Genomic DNA, 16,743 nt, shown 5'->3' with positions numbered 1-16,743 from the left:
GGAGGCGCGATTAGAGCGTGATGACATGGTTTTCACCCATCGTGACGGAGCCGATTCTGGTTTGTGGCTAGGAGCGAGGAAGGAGCGGGGCTATGCGCCCGCGACTGACGAAGGACGACACCACAGGCCAAAATCGGCCCGCCGCGGAGCGGTTGCCCTGAGCCGTCCGCCGGACGTCGTCGCAACGCTTGCACGGGCCGCCAGGCCGCGTTGCGCGTCGCTCCTCGCCGACGAACGGCTCAGAGCAATCACGACGGATGAAAACCATGTCATCACGCTCTAGCCGCGCCGGTTTCGGTGGTTGCGCTCACGCGCCGCTGCTCCCAGGATCGAGGACGAATGGCCAGTCCAGCCGAGCGGCGCCCTAGCATGGCCCTTACCGGGCTTCAAATCCGCGCGCCACAGTGGCGGGCGGGTGCGGTGGAGCGCTGGCTGGAGGCGGAGCGCGACGCGCTGGTGCTGTGGCTGCCGGTCGCGCTGGGGGCGGGGATCGCGGCGTGGTTCGTGCTTCCGGATCGTGCCGCGTGGATCGGCTGGCTGCTGGCAAGCGGCGGTGTCGCGGCGGCCGGGCTGGTGCTGGCGGGCGGCACGCGAGCCGGGCGCGTGCTGCTGATCGGCGGACTGGTCGCGATGCTTGGCTGCGCGCTGGTGTGGTGGCGGGCGGAGCGGGTCGCGGCGCCCGTATTGGCGCGGCCGGCGGTTGCCGTCGTGACCGGGCGGGTCGAGCGGATCGAACCGCTGCCCGCAAGACAGCTGACCCGTCTGACTATCGCGACCGATCCGGGCGTCGGGCTACCGCCGCGTGTCCGCGTCAACCTGGCCGACGCCGATCGGCCCGCAGGCCTCACGCGTGGGGCGCGCGTGTCGGTACGCGCGCGATTGATGCCGCCCGCCGGCGCCGCGGTGCCGGGCGCGCATGATTTCGCGCGGGTCGCCTGGTTCGCCGGGATCGGTGCGACCGGCCGCGGTTTTGCCCCGGTCACAATCGTTGCGCCGGGGGAGCCCGCGGGCAGCGACCTGCGTCAACGGCTGTCCGCGCATATCCGTAATCGGCTTCCTGAATCCGAAGGCGCGGTCGCAGCGTCGCTCGCGACCGGCGACCAGGGCGCGATTCCGGAGAGCGATGCGGAGGCGATGCGGCGGTCGGGCCTGGCGCATCTGCTGTCGGTCAGCGGGCTGCACATCACCGCGGTCGTCGCCGCGACGATGGCGGTCGTCCTGCGGCTGCTCGCGCTCAGCCCGTGGCTGGCGCTCAACGTCCGCCTGCCGCTGGTTGCAGGGGCGGCGGGAGCGGTTGCGGCGATCGGCTATACATGGCTGACCGGCGCCGAGGTGCCGACGTTGCGATCCTGCATCGCGGCATTGCTGGTGCTGGCGGCGTTGGCGCTGGGGCGCGAGGCGATCACGCTTCGCCTGGTTGCGGTCGGCGCGTTCGTCGTGCTCCTGCTCTGGCCCGAGGCGCTGGTCGGCGCGAGCTTCCAACTGTCGTTCGCCGCGGTCACCGCGATCGTCGCGCTCCATGAGCATGACCGGGTGCGGGGGATGTTTGCGCCGCGGGACGAAGGCTGGGCGCGCCGGCTGCTGCGGGGCTTCGCGTCGCTGTTGCTGACGGGGCTGGCGGTCGAACTGGTGCTGATGCCGATCGCGCTGTTCCATTTCCACAAGGCCGGGCTGTACGGTGCGCTTGCCAACATCGTCGCGATCCCGCTGACGACCTTCGTCGTGATGCCGCTGGAGGCCGCAGCGCTGCTGCTGGACAGCATAGGCCTGGGTGCGCCGCTCTGGTGGCTGTGCGGCAAATCGCTGGCGGTGCTGTTGTGGATCGCCCGGACGACGGCCGACGCACCGGGCACGGTCGCCGCTTTGCCGATGATGCCGCGTGGCGCGTTCGGACTGATGATCGGGGGCGGGCTGTGGATGCTGCTGTGGCGGACACGGTGGCGATGGGCGGGGATTGTGCCGGCACTCCTGGGCGCGGGCTGGGCGCTGACGACGCCGGCGCCCGACCTGATCGTGACCGGCGATGGGCGGCACCTGGCGATCCGCATGGATGACGGGCGGCTGGCCGTGCTGCGCGAGCGTGCAGGAGACTATGTCCGCGATCTGCTGGCGGAAGGCGGCGGGGCCGATGGCGAGCTCCCCGTTTTAGACGACATGCCGTCGGCGTGGTGCAACGCCGACCTGTGCCTGGCCAAGGTCGAGCGGGAAGGGCGACCGTGGCGGGTGCTGGCGACGCGCAGTTCCTACCACATCGATGCCGGAGAACTGGCCGCGATATGTCGTTCGGTCGATGTCGTCGTCAGCGAACGGCGCTTGCCACGGACGTGCCGGCCGCGCTGGCTGAAGCTCGACGGGGCGGTACTACGCCGGTCGGGTGGCGTCGCGATCGGCTTTGCCCGCCCCTGGATGCGGCGCGTCGCGGACGACGTCGGTGCACATCCCTGGATCCGCCCGGTCACGGTCATGCCCGAACGAGACGCGGGAGCGACGGTTACCCATCGCCCCGCTCAGTAGCGCCGCAACAGGCCCGCCAGCTTGCCCTGCACCCGCACCTTACGCGAATCGTAGCGCTGCGGATCATAAGAGCGATTGGCGGGATCGAGCCGGACCATGCTGCCTTCGCGGTAGAAGGTCTTCAGCGTCGCCTCGTGTTCGTCGATCAGCGCGACGACGATGTCGCCGTCACGCGCGGTTTCCGTCCGGCGGATAAGCGCATAGTCGCCGTCGAGGATACCCTTCTCGACCATGGAGTCGCCCGAGACTTCCAGCGCATAATGCTCGCCCGAGCCGAGCAGCGCGGCGGGGACGGGGAGCATCGTCGCGCCTTCCATCGCCTCGATCGGGACGCCGGCGGCGATGCGGCCGTGGAGCGGGATTTCGATCACGTCGTTGGCCGGGGCGGGCAGCGCGCGATCCGCCGAAGTTGAGGAAGTTGACGCGTGTGGCGCACTCTTCGCTGGCGTCGGCGCGTCCTTGCGCTCGGGCATCTTCAGAACTTCGAGCGCGCGTGCGCGGTTGGGCAGGCGACGCAGGAACCCGCGTTCCTCGAGCGCCGAGATCAGGCGATGCACGCCCGACTTCGACTTGAGGTCGAGCGCCTCCTTCATCTCCTCGAACGACGGCGACACGCCGCTGTCGTTCAGGGAATCGTTGATGAAGCAGATGAGTTCGTGCTGCTTCTTGGTAAGCATCGCTGGGCCTCCGTCCCGGAACAGACGACGAACGTATGTGGTTTGTTCCCGGCCCTGTCAAGCGATCATCAGGATTTCCGCCGAGTCGCCCTCGCACGCCACCGGTGCGTGCGGCGGACGGACAATCAGGCACGTCGATCGCGCCAGCGTGCGCAGCATCGAGCTGTCCTGGATGGTCGAGGCGAACGCCGCGCCGCCGCGCAGTTCGGCACGCAGATAATCGGTCCGCTCAGTGTTGGCGGGCAGGTCTTCGCCCAGCGGGATCGTAACGACACCGGGGAACGGGTCGGCGGCGCCGGCAAGATGCCGGACCAGCGGCTTCACGAAAAGCTCGGCGGTGACAAAGGCGGAGACGGGGTTGCCGGGGAGGCCGAGCACGACGGTGCTGCCCAGGCGCCCAGCCATCATCGGCTTGCCCGGCCGCAGTGCGATGCGCCAGAAGTCGATCGCCGCGCCCGCCGCCTCCAGCGCGGGGCGGACGAGGTCGTGATCGCCGACCGACGCGCCGCCGGTCGTCACGAGAACATCGGCGTCGACCGCGCGAAAGGCCGCCTCCAACGCATCGGCGCGGTCGGGCAGGATGCCGAGATCGACGATGTCCGCGCCGAGAGGGCTCAGCATCGCTGCCAGCATGACGCCATTCGATTCGGGCAATTGCCCCGCACCGATCCGCTGGCCGGCGGAAACGAGTTCGTCCCCGGTCGCCGCGATCGCGACGCGGACGCGTGCCCGCAACGGCAGCGTCGCGTGACCACCGATCGCGGCGACGGCGAGCCGGGCCGGGGTGATCGCAGCGCCGGCGGGGATCAGGACGTCGCCGTCCGTGAAATCGAGCCCACGGCGGCGAACGTTGCGCCCGGGCGCAGCCGGGCCTTCGCCGGCGAGATGGATGACCCCGCCCTCGGCGCGCGCCTCTTCCTGCACCAGCACGCAATCCGCGCCCGCTGGCATCGTGGCCCCGGTAAAGATGCGCACGGTTTCGCCGACGCGGACAGCGCCTGTGAACGGTCGCCCCGCCGCGCTCTCGCCGATCAGCCGCAACGGCCGGCCGAGATCGGCGTGGCGGATCGCATAGCCGTCCATCGCCGACAGGTCGCTCGCGGGCTGCGTTCGCAGCGCCGGCACATCGGCGGCGGCATAACGGTGCGCCGCGTCGGCGAGCGGCACCTGCTCGACAGGCAGGGGGGCGGCAAGGGCAAGGACCCGAGCCTGGGCATCGGCGACGGGAAGCAGCGGCATGGCGTCAGGCGTCCGCGGCGAACCAGTCGCCCGACTTGCCGCCGGTTTTCTCCATCAGGCGGACGTGTTCGATGACCATGGCCTTATCGATCGCCTTGGCCATGTCGTAGAGCGTCAGCAGCGCGACGGTGGCGGCGGTCAGGGCTTCCATCTCGACGCCGGTCTGGCCGGTGGTGGCGCAGGTCGCGCTGACGGTGATGCCGGTGTCGTCGAGGTCGAGGTCGATCGACGCGTTCGTCAGCGGCAGCGGATGGCAGAGCGGGATCAGGTCTGACGTACGCTTGGCCGCCATGATGCCCGCGATCCGCGCGGTGGCGAGCACGTCGCCCTTCTTCGCGCTGCCGTCGCGGATGGCGGTGAGGGCAAGCGGTGACATCGCGATACGGCCGCTGGCGATAGCGCGGCGTTGCGTGACGGGCTTGGCGCCGACATTTACCATGTGCGCAGCGCCGGTGGCGTCGAGGTGGGTGAGGGTGGTCATCGCCGTCCCCTCTATCCCGTTCGCCCTGAGCTTGTCGAAGGGCTAACCTCCTTTTGCGACGATTTGCCGAAGAAGGGCAGGGCTTCGAAGAGCTCAGCCCGAACGGGAATAGCCAGTGCTTCGACGCAGGCTCAGCCGACCAGCGTCCGCGTCGCGGCTTCGACATCGGTCTGGCGCATCAGTGATTCGCCGATCAGAAAGCAGCGGATGTCGTGCTCGGCCATCGCGTCCAGTTCGGCGCGGGTGTTCAGGCCGCTTTCCGCGACGAAGGTACACCCCTCGGGCGCGCGTCCGACAAGTTCGTAAGTTCGCGCAAAATCGACTGTGAAGTCCTTGAGGTTGCGGTTGTTCACGCCGATCAGCCGGGACTTGAGTGCCAGCGCGCGGTCGAGTTCGTCCGCGTCGTGGACTTCGACCAGCACGTCCATCCCCAGGCGGAGCGCGGTATCCTCGATCTCGGCCATCGCCCCGTCGTCTAGTGCGGCGACGATGATGAGGATCGCGTCCGCACCGATCGCGCGCGCCTCGATCACCTGCCAAGGATCGACCATGAAGTCCTTGCGGATCACCGGCAGCCGGCAGGCGGCGCGCGCGGCGACCAGATAGTCTTCGTGGCCCTGGAAATAGTGCGCGTCGGTCAGGACGGAGAGGCAGGCGGCGCCGCCGGCTTCGTAGGCGCGGGCGTGTGCCGGCGGGTCAAAGTCCCTGCGAATCAGACCCTTGGACGGCGATGCTTTCTTGATTTCTGCGATCAAGGCGTAGCCGTTCGCCGCCTTGGCATCGAGTGCGCGGCGGAAGCCCCGCGGTGGCGTCTGCGCCATCGCGAGTGCCTGCAGGTCGGCGAGCGACGTCGCGCGGCGGCGGTCGGCCACTTCGTCGCGCTTCGTCTCCAGGATGGTGTCGAGCATCGTGGTCATGCGTAGGCGATCCAGGCGTTTAGCAGCGCGTCGGCGCGGCCGGCGTCGAGGGCTTCGGCGGCGAGCGCGGCGCCTTCGGTCAGGTCGGGAGCGGCGCGGGCGATGACCAGCGCAGCGGCGGCGTTCAGCAAGACGGCGTCACGATATGGCCCGCGCTCGCCAGTCAACAGGCGGCGGAGTGCCACCGCATTGTAGGCGGGGTCGCCGCCGCGGATGTCGGACAGCGGGCTGCGGGTCAGCCCGGCGTCTTCGGGCACGATGCGGCCGGGCAGGTCGCAGTCGCCGACACGGACGACGATCGTCGGTCCGGCGCTGGAGATTTCGTCGAGGCCCTCCTCGCCGGAGACCACCGCAGCGCCCTCCGCACCCAGGCTGTCCATCGCCTCGGCATAGACGGGGGCATAGTCGGGGCGCGCGATGCCGATCAGCTGGCGGGTGACGTGCGCCGGGTTGGCGAGCGGGCCCATCAGGTTGAAGATCGTGCGCCGGCCCAGACGCTGGCGGATCGGCTGGATACGCTTCATCGCCGGGTGATGATTGCCCGCGAACAGGAAGCAGATGCCGAGGTCGGCGAGCGTCGCCTCGGCCATCGCGCCGGCGCGCGCCATGTCGAGGCCAAGCGCCTCCAGCGTGTCGGCGGCACCGGCCTTGGATGACGCGGCGCGGTTGCCGTGCTTGGCGACGGGGACGCCGCACGCGGCGACGACCAGGCTGACCGCGGTCGAGACGTTCAGCGTATGGTGCCCGTCGCCGCCGGTGCCGCACACGTCGATCGTGCCCGCGGGCGCGTCGATCGGGATCAGTCGTTCGCGCAACGCTCGCGCGGCTTCGGCGATCTCGATCGAGGTCTCGCCGCGTTCGGTCAGACCGATCAGGAAGGCGGCAATCGCGTCTTCCGAGGTGCGGCCATCGAGGATGTCGGCAAATGCCTGGCGCGCGCTTTCGTGGCTGAGCGGCGAGGCGGGATCGGGGAGGAGGGCAAATGTGGTCATGCCAACATTTCCTCTCCGCGATCGGGAAGGATCTGCGCGATCCCCAGGAAGTTCGCCAGCATCGCGTGGCCGTTTTCGGTCGCGATGCTCTCGGGGTGGAACTGGACGCTGTGGATCGGCAGCTCCGTGTGGCGGAACGCCATGACGCTGCCGTCCGGCGCCGTGGCGTTGACGGCCAGGCACGCCGGCACGTCCTCGACGATCAGGCTGTGATAGCGCGTCGCGGTGAACGGCGACGGGAGCCCCGCGAACAGCCCCGTGCCGTCGTGCGTCAACGGGCTGGTCTTGCCGTGCATCAGTCCGCCGCGCACCACGCGCCCGCCGAAATGCTGGCCGATTGACTGATGACCGAGGCATACGCCCAGCAACGGGGTGGCGGTGTCGGCGCAGGCGGCGACCATGTCCAGGCTGATGCCGGCGTCATTGGGCGTGCAGGGGCCGGGGGACAGCAGGATCGCCCCTGCGCCGGTGGCCAGCGCGTCGCGCGCGGTCATGGCGTCGTTGCGCTCCACGCGCACCTCGGCGCCCAGCTCCATCAGATAATGGACCAGGTTCCAGGTGAAGCTGTCGTAATTGTCGATGACGAGGATCATGGCGGGGCCTGCCATAGCGCAGCCTTGAGCGCGCGCAACATTCGCCGCATTCAGCGCGTTGAACGAGGAAATTGCCGATAGCCCCGTCGGCAACCGGAGTATGATGATGTCGATGCGCTTGATCCTCGCCGTGGCAATCGCCGCCAGCCCCGCCTCTGCCTTCGCCCAGCAGGAGGCCGGCCAGCCGCCGCAGCGCATCCGCAGCGTGACCGTCCAGCCGGGCGAGAAATGCCCGGACTCGACTGCTCAGGAAGTCGTCGTTTGCGCCGCCCCCGAGCAGGAGCAATACCGTATTCCCAAGGCGTTGCGCGCCGAACCGAAGACCGATGTGAAAAGTATCTCGCAATCGGTCCGGATGGAGCGCGTCATGGAGGACAATCGCCGAGTCCTGCCGGGCAGCTGCTCGCCGATCGGGATGAACGGGCAGAGCGGCTGCGCGCAGAAGGCAGCGGAGGCGTGGTCGGCCGAAAAGCGGGCGGTCGCGAACGGCCAGCCGGTGACGCCGAACGACTGAGGCTGGCGATGGATGACGTGACGCGCGACGGCCACGCGCTGGTCGCCGCCGTCCGCGCGGCGGCACGGGTGCACGCGGCGAGCTGGGAGGCGCTGGTGCCCGACAGCTTCACCGTGAACTTCGCGGCGGAGGCGGCCGAGGAAGCCGCGTTTGCCCAGATGGCGGAGGCGAAGCGGCGGCTGCGCGATCACATCTGCGCCACCTACGGCGTGTCGATCCGGGAACTGGGGGATCTGGCGGTCGTCTAGCCGAACCGGTCCTTCAGCACCCGCCACGCGGCTCTGAGCGCATAGGCCTCGCCGCCCTTCGGTCGCCCCGCCTTTGCCGCCGGGCGCCATGCGAATACATCCAGGTGCGCCCATGGCACGCCTTTCGGCACGAACTGTCGCAGGAACAGCGCTGCCGTCACCGCGCCGGCAAACCCGCCGTCCGGCGCGTTGACCATGTCGGCGATGTCCGATTTCAGCATCTCGTCATAGGCGTCCCACAGCGGCATCCGCCAGACGGGATCGTGCTCCGCGATGCCGGCGGCCAGCAGATCGGCGGCCAGCGTGTCGTCGTCGGTGAACAGCGGCGGCAGGTCGGGGCCGAGCGCCACGCGCGCCGCGCCGGTCAGCGTCGCAAAATCGAGGATCAGCGCCGGATCGGCCTCGCCGGCCTTGGTCAGGGCGTCGCCCAGGATCAGGCGGCCCTCGGCATCGGTATTGGTGTTCTCGACGGTCAGCCCCTTGCGGCTGTTCAGCACGTCGCCGGGACGGAAGGCATTGCCGGCGATCGCGTTCTCGACCGCGGGGATCAGCAGGTGGAGGCGAACCGGCAACCGTTCGGCCATCGCCAGCCCGGCGAGCGCCAGCGCGTGCGCCGCCCCGCCCATGTCCTTTTTCATCAGCCGCATCCCCGATGACGGCTTGATGTCGAGCCCACCCGAATCGAACACCACGCCCTTGCCGACGATGGCGACGCGCGGGTGGTCGGGGTTGCCCCATTCGAGCTCGATCAGCCGCGGCTCGCGTCCGCGCGCAGCGGCCTGGCCGACGGCGTGGATCATCGGGTAGCCCGCTTCCAGCTCGCGGCCCCTGGTGACGGTCAGGGTCGCGCCGTGGGCTGCCCCCAGTGCGGCGACCTCATCCTCCAACTCCTGCGGCCCCAGGTCCGACGCGCCGGTGTTCACCAGGTCACGAACGCGGGCGATGGCGGCGGCCATCCGGACGGTCGGTTCGATCCGGCCGGGTTCGCCGGTCAACAGGACGCGCGCGCCTTCGGCCTCGGCCTTGCGGTAGCGATCGAAGCGATGCTGGGCGAGGCACCAGCCGAGCATCGCGGCACCGGGCTCGCCCGCGGCGAGGCGATAGGTGCCCGGCGGCAGCGCCGCGCCGCGGCTGGCGATGCGCCAGGGCGACGTTTCCGACTCGTTGCAGACGAGCAGCGCGGACCAGTCCTCCGCCGCCTCGCCGGGCAGGGCGGCGGCGTTGCCGGGCTTGCCGGTCAGTCCGGCCGCGGCGATTGCGGTGCGGACGCGCGGAGGCTGGTTGCCCAGCCAGTCGGTCCAGTGGTCGGGATGGACGACGTGGAGCGTCGTCGCCGGCTGGCCACGGTCGGGCTCGAGCAAAGCGGAAAAATCGGTCATTGCGTCGGGGCCACCAGGAATTGTTCGAACCGGCCGTTGGCCTGCGCCTCGCTGAACGTGCTGATCATCAGCGCGCGGTCGCCATATTCGACGCGGTAGCGGCGCGCGACGAACCCGCCGCGCGGCTGCGCGGTGCCGGTCTGGATGATCCGCACCGGCTTGCCGAGCGGAGCGAGGCTGGCTTTGTAGTCGGCCTGCGCCGTCGCATCGAAGTAGTAATTGGCGTTTTCGGTCAGGAGCGCGCGGTCCAGCGTACCATTCGCCAGTTGGTCGAACACGGTCTGCGCTTTCGACAGATACGCCGCGTCGGCCGAGTCTCCGGCAGGTGCGGGCAGGACGGTGCGGGCGATGCTTTGCGCCATCTGGACGAAGGCGTCGCTGAACCAGCTGTTGGTCAGCACCGTCACCGACGTCTTCTGGTCGGGAAAGACCATGTTTTCGGACAGGAAGCCGACCGATTCGCCCGAATGTTCGATCATCGGCCGGCCGGCGAACTGGCGAACTGACACGCCCAGGCCGTATCCCGTATCCTTGCCGTCGACGAGCTTCACCGGCGTTTCCTGCACCGCCCAGTCGTCGGCGGGCAGCAGGCTGCGGTTCATCCGGGCGATGTTCCATTTGGCGAGATCGGTCGCCGACATCGACAGCTCGCCCGCGGCATAGAGCCAGCCCGGTGCCGCGGGGGTGTCGGGGCGGACGGGGCCGAGGGCGAAGCGCTTGTAGCCTTGGGGATAGGCCGCGCCGATCGCCTTGTCCTGGTCGACCACGCTGGTCATGCCGAGCGGGGTAAAAATGCGGGCCTTGAGGAAGTCGAACAGCGGCTGCCTTGCGACTTTCTCGACGATCTGGCCGGCGACGACATAGCCCGTGTTTGAATATTGCCACTGCGTACCCGGCGCGAAGTCCAGCGGCTTCTTCGCCCAGCGATCGATGATGCCCTGCGGTTTCACCGGCTTCGACATCGCGACGAAGCTGTAGTCGTGCGGCCAGTAATCCTGGAGCCCGGAGGTATGGCTGAGCAACTGGCGGATGGTGATCGAGTCGCCGCCCGAGATGCCGGGGAGATACTTCGACACATGGTCATCGAGGCTGAGCTTGCCCTCGTCCTCCAGCAGCAGGATCGCGGCGGCGGTGAACTGCTTGGAGTTCGACGCGACCTGATAGGGGAGCGTGGGGCTTGCCACCGGGATCGTCTCCGACGCCTTGCCATAGGCTTTCGCCAGCACGATCCGCCCACCGCGCACGACCGCGATCGAGGCGGACGGGACGCCGGACTTGGCGAGCGCTTCAGTGACGATCGCGTCGATCCGCTGGCTTTCGGCCGGCGTCAGATCCTGGGCAATGACGGCGGTGGGTGCGGCGCAGAGCAGCGCCGCGAGGAACAGGCTTTTCATCTGCGATGTGAAGCACTCTCCGCCCCCGCGCGCAACCGTCAGCGGAAACGGATCGTCACGCGGCGCGGTCGCTGGTCGGGGCGGGCGCACAGCGACATCGCACGGTCGATCATCCACGTCAGGCGATCACGCGCCCGAGCGAGCGCCGCTGGCTCGGTGCCCGTCTCCAGCGTCTCGAAATTGAGATAGTCGAGGTCGTGGAGCACGGAATAGTTGCTGAGCGATCCGTCCGAATTGACGACGCGTTCCTGTACGACGTTCCAGTCGTCGCCGACCATCGCGTCGCGGCAGAAGGCGGCGGCGGGTGTCTCGGTCGCGCGATAGGTGGCGAAGGCGACGACGTCGTCGCTGTCGAAGGGCCAGCGACGCGCTGTCGATGCAGAGGGCGTGAGTACCGCGTTGCAGAAGCGGATCGAAATCACACCTTCGCCGCTCGAATCGCCCTCCAGCGGGCAACCCGACTTCGCGCCTTCATAGCCCGGGGAGTTGGTGTGGAGCGCGATGATCGGCCACGCGCCCTCGGTAATCGCGGCGAGAACCTGGCTCGGATAGCGCGGCAGGCCGTCATGGAAGTTGCGGTTGGGGTCGATCGATCGGCCGAAGGTGACGTTGCGATTACGCCGCCCGCCCCCGCCATCGACCGCGATCATCGTGCCGCCGTATTTCCTGAGCGCGGCGAGCGCGGCTTCGAAGCCGGCGTTCTCGTCGTCGTGGGGCACGAACCACAGCGGCCCGGTCGGCCGTTTGGGATCGGCGATGCGGTAGAGCCGCCAGCGCGCGCGTTCCTCGGCGAAGTCGATTTGCTCTACGGTCAGGCCGCGCCATTCCGTCGGGTCAGGGTGGCGGGCGAAGTCATCGGTGGCGATCGTAAGCGGGTCGAGGCGGGTGCGGGTTATGGGACCGGGGTCGTAGGCGCCGAGCAAGGCCGGAGCGAGGAGCGCCGATACCCAACCCCGTTCGTGCCGAGCTTGTCGAAGCACCGCTCTCTAACCCCAATCGTCATTCCCGCGGAGGCGGGAATCAATTCTGGCTGAATGTGGTGAGTCTCACGACGTCCAGCGACTATTGATCCCCGCCTCCGCGGGGATGACGGACCATAAGTGTGTCTAAAGTTCCGCGACCGGCACCCCGTACAGGTCATGATCGTCGGCGTCCTCGATCAGCACCTTTGCGATGTCCCCCACCGCCAGCACTCCGGCATCGCGAAGGAACACCTCGCCGTCGATTTCCGGCGCATCCGCCTGGCTCCGCGCGGTCGCGCCGCCGTCCTCGTCGACCGCATCGACGATGACCTCCAGCGTCCGCCCGACCTTGGCCGCGAGCTTCGCCGCCGAAATCGCCGCGGTCTTTTCCATTACGCGCGCGTAGCGTTCTTCCTTCACCGCCTCGGGCACCGGGTTCGGCAGGTCGTTGGCGCTCGCACCGGCGACGGGTTCGAAGCGGAACGCGCCGACGCGGTCGAGCTGTGCTTCGTCGAGCCAGTCGAGCAGATACTGGAAATCCTCCTCCGTTTCGCCGGGGAAGCCGACGACGAAGGTCGAGCGGATCGCGATGTCCGGGCAGATCTCGCGCCAGCCCTTGATCCGCGACAGCACCTTGGCGTCGTTCGCCGGCCGCTTCATCGCGCGCAGGACGTTGGGCGCCGCATGCTGGAACGGTATGTCGAGATAGGGGACGACCAGCCCCTCGGCCATCAGCGGGATGACCTGGTCGACATGCGGGTAGGGGTAGACGTAATGGAGCCGCACCCACGGCGCGATCTGGCCCAGTTCGCGCGCCAAGTCGGTCATGTGCGGGCGGACCTCGCGGCCCTTCCACGTCCGGTTCTCGGACCGGATGTCGATGCCGTAGGCACTCGTGTCCTGGCTGATGACCAGCAGTTCGCGGGTGCCCGCGGCGACCAGCTTCTCCGCCTCGCGCAGGATCGCGTCGGGGCGGCGGCTGACCAGATCGCCGCGCAGTTGCGGGATGATGCAAAAGGCGCAGCGGTGGTTGCAGCCTTCCGAGATCTTCAGATAGCTGTAGTGGCGCGGGGTGAGCTTCAGGCCGGCGTCGGGGATCAGGTCGACGTAGGGGCTGATGCCGGCGGGAGCGGCTTCGTGGACCGCCTCGACGACCTGCTCATATTCATGCGCACCGGTGATCGCCAGCACGTTCGGGAAGCGCGCGCGGATGACATCGGCTTCCTTGCCCATGCATCCGGTGACGATGACGCGGCCGTTTTCCTTGATCGCCTCGCCGATTGCATCGAGCGATTCTTCCTTGGCGGAATCGAGGAAGCCGCAGGTGTTGACCAGCACGACATCGGCGCCGGCATAGTCAGCCGACATCTGATAGCCGTCGGCGCGCAGCTGGGTCAGGATGCGTTCGCTGTCGACCAGATTCTTGGGACAGCCAAGCGACACCATGCCGACACGCGGCGGGGAGGGGAGAACGGTAGCCATGGGATACGGCGAGGCCATAAGCGAAAACCGCGGGGTTTTCTAGGCCGCGGTCGTCACGCCTTGAAGACGAAGAACGCACCGACCGCGATGAAGGCGAAGCCGATCAGGTGGTTCACCGTGATCTTCTGCCCCAGATACAGCACCGAGAAGCCGGCGAAGACCGCCAGCGTGATGACTTCCTGCATCCCTTTCAGCTGGGCGGCGGAATAGACGTTGCTGCCCATCCGGTTGGCCGGAACCGCCAGGCAGTATTCGAAGAACGCGATGCCCCAGCTGACGATGATCGCTGCCCACAATGGCGCCGACTTGTGCTTCAGGTGGCCATACCAGGCAAAGGTCATGAAGACGTTCGACAGGAGCAGCATCAGCGGCGGGGCGATGCGGTCGATCATGCAGGCGGGCCCTTCCTGGTCAGGTCGCGACGATTTCGACGATGGTGTCGCCTGCGCGTAACGTGCTTGATTCAGATTGGTGCCGTCCGAACGACGTGCCGTCGCGATAGACGCGCAGACCGGTGCCGGTGGAAAGGCTGGACAGCGCCAGCCCGACCTCGTCTGCGGCGATCGGCCGCTCGCGCAGCCGCACCTGGCCGTGCATCGACGCGAGATCGGTCAGATATTCGGTCACGCGCCCGCCGCGGTGCGATGTCGCCAGCAGCAGGCCGGCGAAGCTGACCGGGTTGATGACCGTCGTCGCACCCGCCGCACGCGCGGGCAGTTCGTTATCCTCGTTGCGCACGACCGTGCTGATCGGCACGTCGGGGGCGAGGTGTCGCGCGCTCAGGGTGATGAGGATCGAGGTATCGTCGCGGCCCGCGGTGACGATGACCAGCCGCGCGGCGGGCAGGTGGATGTCGGACAGCGTCTGGTCGCGCGTGGCGTCGCCCTCCAGCACCAGGCAGCCGACGTCCTTGGCCTCCGCGATGCGGTCGGCATCGGGATCGACGACGACGATCCGGTCGGGCGCCTCGCCGCGAGCGATCAGTTCGGCCACGGCTTCCGCACCGGTGTGGCCATAGCCGGCCACGACGATGTGGCCTTTCAGCGTTCGTTGCAGCAAGCTCATGCGCCACTTGTCCCAGGTCCGCTTCAGAACGAAGTCGTAGGCGGTTCCGATGAACAGCAGAACCACGAAAACACGGATCGGCGTGACGATCAGCGCGTCGAACAACCGTGCGCGCTCGCTGACCGGCGCGATGTCGCCATAGCCCGTCGTCGTGATCGAGATCATCGTGAAATACACGACGTCGAGGAAGCTGACCGCCCCGTCGTAATTGTCGCGCAGGCCCGCCCGATCGAACCAGTGCACCGCGATGGCTAGGCCGACCAGCCCGACGACGGCGGTGACGCGCCACCCGATCGACAGCCAAACAGGCAGCTGTGACTTGCGTTGGAGCGTACCGGGCAGGGTGGGGCGGGTCATGTGCCGGACCGGGAGAGGCAAACGCTCACGACGACGGCAGGTAGCTCGACGGATTGACCGGCGTCCGGCCGTTGCGGACCTCGAAATGCAGCTCCGGACGGTCGGCGAAGCCGGTGTTGCCGCTGAGCGCGATCCGCTGGCCCTTCTTTACCGCCTGGCCGCGGGTGACGAGCAACTGGCTGGCGTGACCGTAGACGGTCGTCAGGCCGCTGCCGTGCTTCAGGATGACGAGCCCGCCAAAGGCCGCGACGTCGCTGCCGGCATAGGCGACGACGCCGTCCGCCGCGGCGACGACGGGCGTGCCGATGGGCGTCGCGATCTTGATGCCGTTGTTCCGCTCGCCCGACTGGCCGGGGCCGAAGCGGCTGACGATTGCCCCGCGCACCGGCCAGACGAAGCGGCCGGGGGCGGTGGTGGGCGCGATCACCTGCGCGACGGTCGGGACCGGGCGACTGGGTGTCGTCGTCGGGCGCACCGGGCGCTGGTTGCTGGCGATGGCGGGCTCGCTGCCGGTCACGAGGTCGTCGATGTCCAGGCGGAAGGCGGCGGCGCGCTCGGCCGCGGTCACCGGGCGCTCTGCCGGGCTGCCGCCGGGAATCAGCACGCGCTGGCCGACGCGCAGGATATAGGGTTCAGCGAGCTGGTTGTCGGTGACGATCCGGCTCCAGTCGACCCCGTAGGCGCGCGCGATCGCGATTCCCGTCTCGCCCGCCCGGACCAGGTGATAGCGGCCACCAGGGATGGTTAGGCGCTGGCCAGCCTGGATCACGAAGGGCGGGGCGAGGCCGTTGGCGCGCGCGATGGCTTCCGATCCCGCACCGGTCCGCTCGGCGATAGCGCGAAGCGAGTCGCCCGGACGCACCTCGTAATTCGACGCGGCGACGGTGCGCGCGTCGGGGGTGACGGGACGCGCCTTCCACGCCGGCGGCGGCGCGGCGGGGGCGACGACACCATCCGTCAGCGTCTGGCGCGGATAATCCTCGGCCGGTGGGGGCGGCGGGCGGGTCGTCGGGCGTTCGGGCGGCAGCGGTCGGTCGTAGCCCGGCCCCTCGATGCTGGGGATGCATCCTGCGAGCATCGACGCCCCGGCCATCGCCCAAACCAGCCGTGCACGCATGTCGATCCCCCTTCAGTCCCCGTAAGCCGCCGCCACCCTAGCAAGCGAATCGCGGTGCGTCATGTCGAGGTGCAGCGGCGTGACGGTGACATATCCCGCCTCGATCGCCTCCAGATCGGTGTCGATGGCCGGGGAGAAGGGGACGCTGCCCAAGCCGAACCAGTAATAGGGAAAGCCGCGCGGATCGGTGCGCTTGTCGAGCTTCAGCCGGCCGTAGTCGCGCAGCCCTTGCGCCACGGTCTTGATCCCTGCGACCGCATCGGCCGCGACCGGCGGGAAGTTGACGTTGACCAGGGTCCGCGGTGCCCAGTCCATCGCGACGAGCGGGCGGACGGTGCGGTCGAACCAGCCCTCCGCCGCGTCGAAGCTGACACGCTCGCCGGGCGCCGGGGTTGCATAGCGCTGGCTGAGCGCGATCGACGGGATGCCCGCCAGCGCGCCCTCCATCGCAGCGGACACGGTGCCCGAATAGCTGACATCCTCGCCCAGGTTGGCGCCACGGTTAATCCCCGACAGGATCAGGTCGGGCTTTTCATCCTTCATGATCTCGGCCAGCGCCATCATGACGGCGTCGGTCGGCGTACCGGTGACCGCCCAGCGCTTCTCGCCGAAGCTGCGCAGGCGGACCGGTTCGGTCAGCGTCAGTGAGCGGCCCTTGCCCGATTGTTCCTCCGCCGGCGCCACCACGGTAACGTCGTCGGACAGCGTGCGTGCCAGGCGTTCGAGGATGGCGAGGCCGCGGGCGTGGATGCCGTCGTCGTTGGTGAGCAGGATGCGCATCAGATCCTCCCCGGCACGGGGAGGGGGACCAG

The 16,743-nt window shown here is 68.8% G+C and carries 17 protein-coding genes; 3 read left to right on the top strand and 14 right to left on the bottom strand.

All coding sequences use genetic code 11. The features are described 5' to 3' along the window. Positions 1-369: 369 nt before the first annotated feature. On the top strand, positions 370-2,514 hold the full coding sequence (locus ASE86_RS10025) for a ComEC/Rec2 family competence protein (RefSeq protein WP_235524038.1): 2,145 nt from the start codon (positions 370-372) through the stop codon (positions 2,512-2,514). Here ASE86_RS10025 and lexA read toward each other — a convergent pair. The 6 genes from lexA to ASE86_RS09995 all read right to left on the bottom strand — a co-directional run bounded on the left by lexA (position 2,508) and on the right by ASE86_RS09995 (position 7,413). Continuing rightward, positions 2,508-3,191, bottom strand: coding sequence for a transcriptional repressor LexA (gene lexA / locus ASE86_RS10020; protein ID WP_056425411.1), 684 nt, complete (start codon positions 3,189-3,191; stop codon positions 2,508-2,510). The two genes, ASE86_RS10025 and lexA, sit on opposite strands and share 7 nt — an antisense overlap. Positions 3,192-3,248: 57 nt before the next feature. After that, entirely contained in the window at positions 3,249-4,430 is a 1,182-nt protein-coding gene (glp, locus tag ASE86_RS10015; RefSeq protein WP_056425408.1) for a gephyrin-like molybdotransferase Glp, read from the bottom strand. A 4-nt stretch (positions 4,431-4,434) separates the two neighbouring features. Then, positions 4,435-4,911 carry a cyclic pyranopterin monophosphate synthase MoaC gene (moaC, locus tag ASE86_RS10010; RefSeq protein WP_056425406.1) on the bottom strand — a complete coding sequence of 159 codons (477 nt, stop codon included), beginning with the start codon at positions 4,909-4,911 and terminating at the stop codon, positions 4,435-4,437. 131 nt (positions 4,912-5,042) lie between these two features. Next, a complete protein-coding gene (trpC, locus tag ASE86_RS10005; protein ID WP_056425403.1) occupies positions 5,043-5,828 on the bottom strand; it encodes an indole-3-glycerol phosphate synthase TrpC in 786 nt (261 codons plus the stop codon). Continuing rightward, the gene (trpD, locus tag ASE86_RS10000; RefSeq protein ID WP_056425400.1) at positions 5,825-6,820 is read right to left on the bottom strand and encodes an anthranilate phosphoribosyltransferase; all 996 of its coding nucleotides are present in this window, start codon (positions 6,818-6,820) and stop codon (positions 5,825-5,827) included. Before trpD ends, trpC begins: the two co-directional genes overlap by 4 nt. Further along, positions 6,817-7,413, bottom strand: coding sequence for an anthranilate synthase component II (locus ASE86_RS09995; RefSeq protein ID WP_056425397.1), 597 nt, complete (start codon positions 7,411-7,413; stop codon positions 6,817-6,819). The genes trpD and ASE86_RS09995 overlap by 4 nt, the downstream gene beginning before the upstream one ends. Before the next feature lie 112 nt (positions 7,414-7,525). Between ASE86_RS09995 and ASE86_RS09990 the strand changes: the two genes are divergently transcribed. Both ASE86_RS09990 and ASE86_RS09985 read left to right on the top strand, forming a co-directional pair. After that, the gene (locus tag ASE86_RS09990) at positions 7,526-7,927 is read left to right on the top strand and encodes a hypothetical protein (RefSeq protein WP_156347092.1); all 402 of its coding nucleotides are present in this window, start codon (positions 7,526-7,528) and stop codon (positions 7,925-7,927) included. A gap of 8 nt (positions 7,928-7,935) precedes the next feature. Further along, on the top strand, positions 7,936-8,175 hold the full coding sequence (locus tag ASE86_RS09985; protein ID WP_056425392.1) for a hypothetical protein: 240 nt from the start codon (positions 7,936-7,938) through the stop codon (positions 8,173-8,175). Here ASE86_RS09985 and ASE86_RS09980 read toward each other — a convergent pair. The 8 genes from ASE86_RS09980 to surE form a co-directional block, all read right to left on the bottom strand. Continuing rightward, positions 8,172-9,554 carry a leucyl aminopeptidase family protein gene (locus tag ASE86_RS09980; RefSeq protein WP_056425387.1) on the bottom strand — a complete coding sequence of 461 codons (1,383 nt, stop codon included), beginning with the start codon at positions 9,552-9,554 and terminating at the stop codon, positions 8,172-8,174. The genes ASE86_RS09985 and ASE86_RS09980 overlap by 4 nt on opposite strands. Beyond that, positions 9,551-10,948, bottom strand: a complete 1,398-nt coding sequence (locus ASE86_RS09975; protein WP_056425384.1) for a serine hydrolase domain-containing protein — start codon at positions 10,946-10,948, stop codon at positions 9,551-9,553. The genes ASE86_RS09980 and ASE86_RS09975 overlap by 4 nt, the downstream gene beginning before the upstream one ends. A 38-nt stretch (positions 10,949-10,986) precedes the next feature. Then, positions 10,987-11,928, bottom strand: a complete 942-nt coding sequence (locus ASE86_RS09970; protein WP_156347091.1) for a hypothetical protein — start codon at positions 11,926-11,928, stop codon at positions 10,987-10,989. A 126-nt stretch (positions 11,929-12,054) separates the two neighbouring features. Next, positions 12,055-13,392 (bottom strand): 30S ribosomal protein S12 methylthiotransferase RimO, encoded by a 1,338-nt coding sequence (rimO, locus tag ASE86_RS09965; RefSeq protein ID WP_056426984.1) that lies wholly within the window; start codon positions 13,390-13,392, stop codon positions 12,055-12,057. 53 nt (positions 13,393-13,445) lie between these two features. Beyond that, positions 13,446-13,784: a DMT family protein gene (locus tag ASE86_RS09960; protein ID WP_056425378.1), complete on the bottom strand. Its 339-nt coding sequence runs from the start codon at positions 13,782-13,784 to the stop codon at positions 13,446-13,448. Positions 13,785-13,803: 19 nt separating this feature from the next. After that, complete coding sequence (locus ASE86_RS09955; protein ID WP_056425374.1) at positions 13,804-14,814, bottom strand: potassium channel family protein; 1,011 nt, start codon at positions 14,812-14,814, stop codon at positions 13,804-13,806. Positions 14,815-14,839: 25 nt separating this feature from the next. Then, the gene (locus ASE86_RS09950; protein ID WP_235524037.1) at positions 14,840-15,931 is read right to left on the bottom strand and encodes a M23 family metallopeptidase; all 1,092 of its coding nucleotides are present in this window, start codon (positions 15,929-15,931) and stop codon (positions 14,840-14,842) included. 12 nt (positions 15,932-15,943) lie between these two features. Beyond that, positions 15,944-16,711, bottom strand: coding sequence for a 5'/3'-nucleotidase SurE (gene surE / locus ASE86_RS09945; protein ID WP_056425368.1), 768 nt, complete (start codon positions 16,709-16,711; stop codon positions 15,944-15,946). Positions 16,712-16,743 lie beyond the last annotated feature (32 nt).

The organism is Sphingomonas sp. Leaf33 (assembly GCF_001421785.1).
GTDB lineage: Bacteria > Pseudomonadota > Alphaproteobacteria > Sphingomonadales > Sphingomonadaceae > Sphingomonas.
Note: the sequence above shows the minus strand (reverse complement) of the source record. Positions and strands in the feature narration are given on the sequence as shown.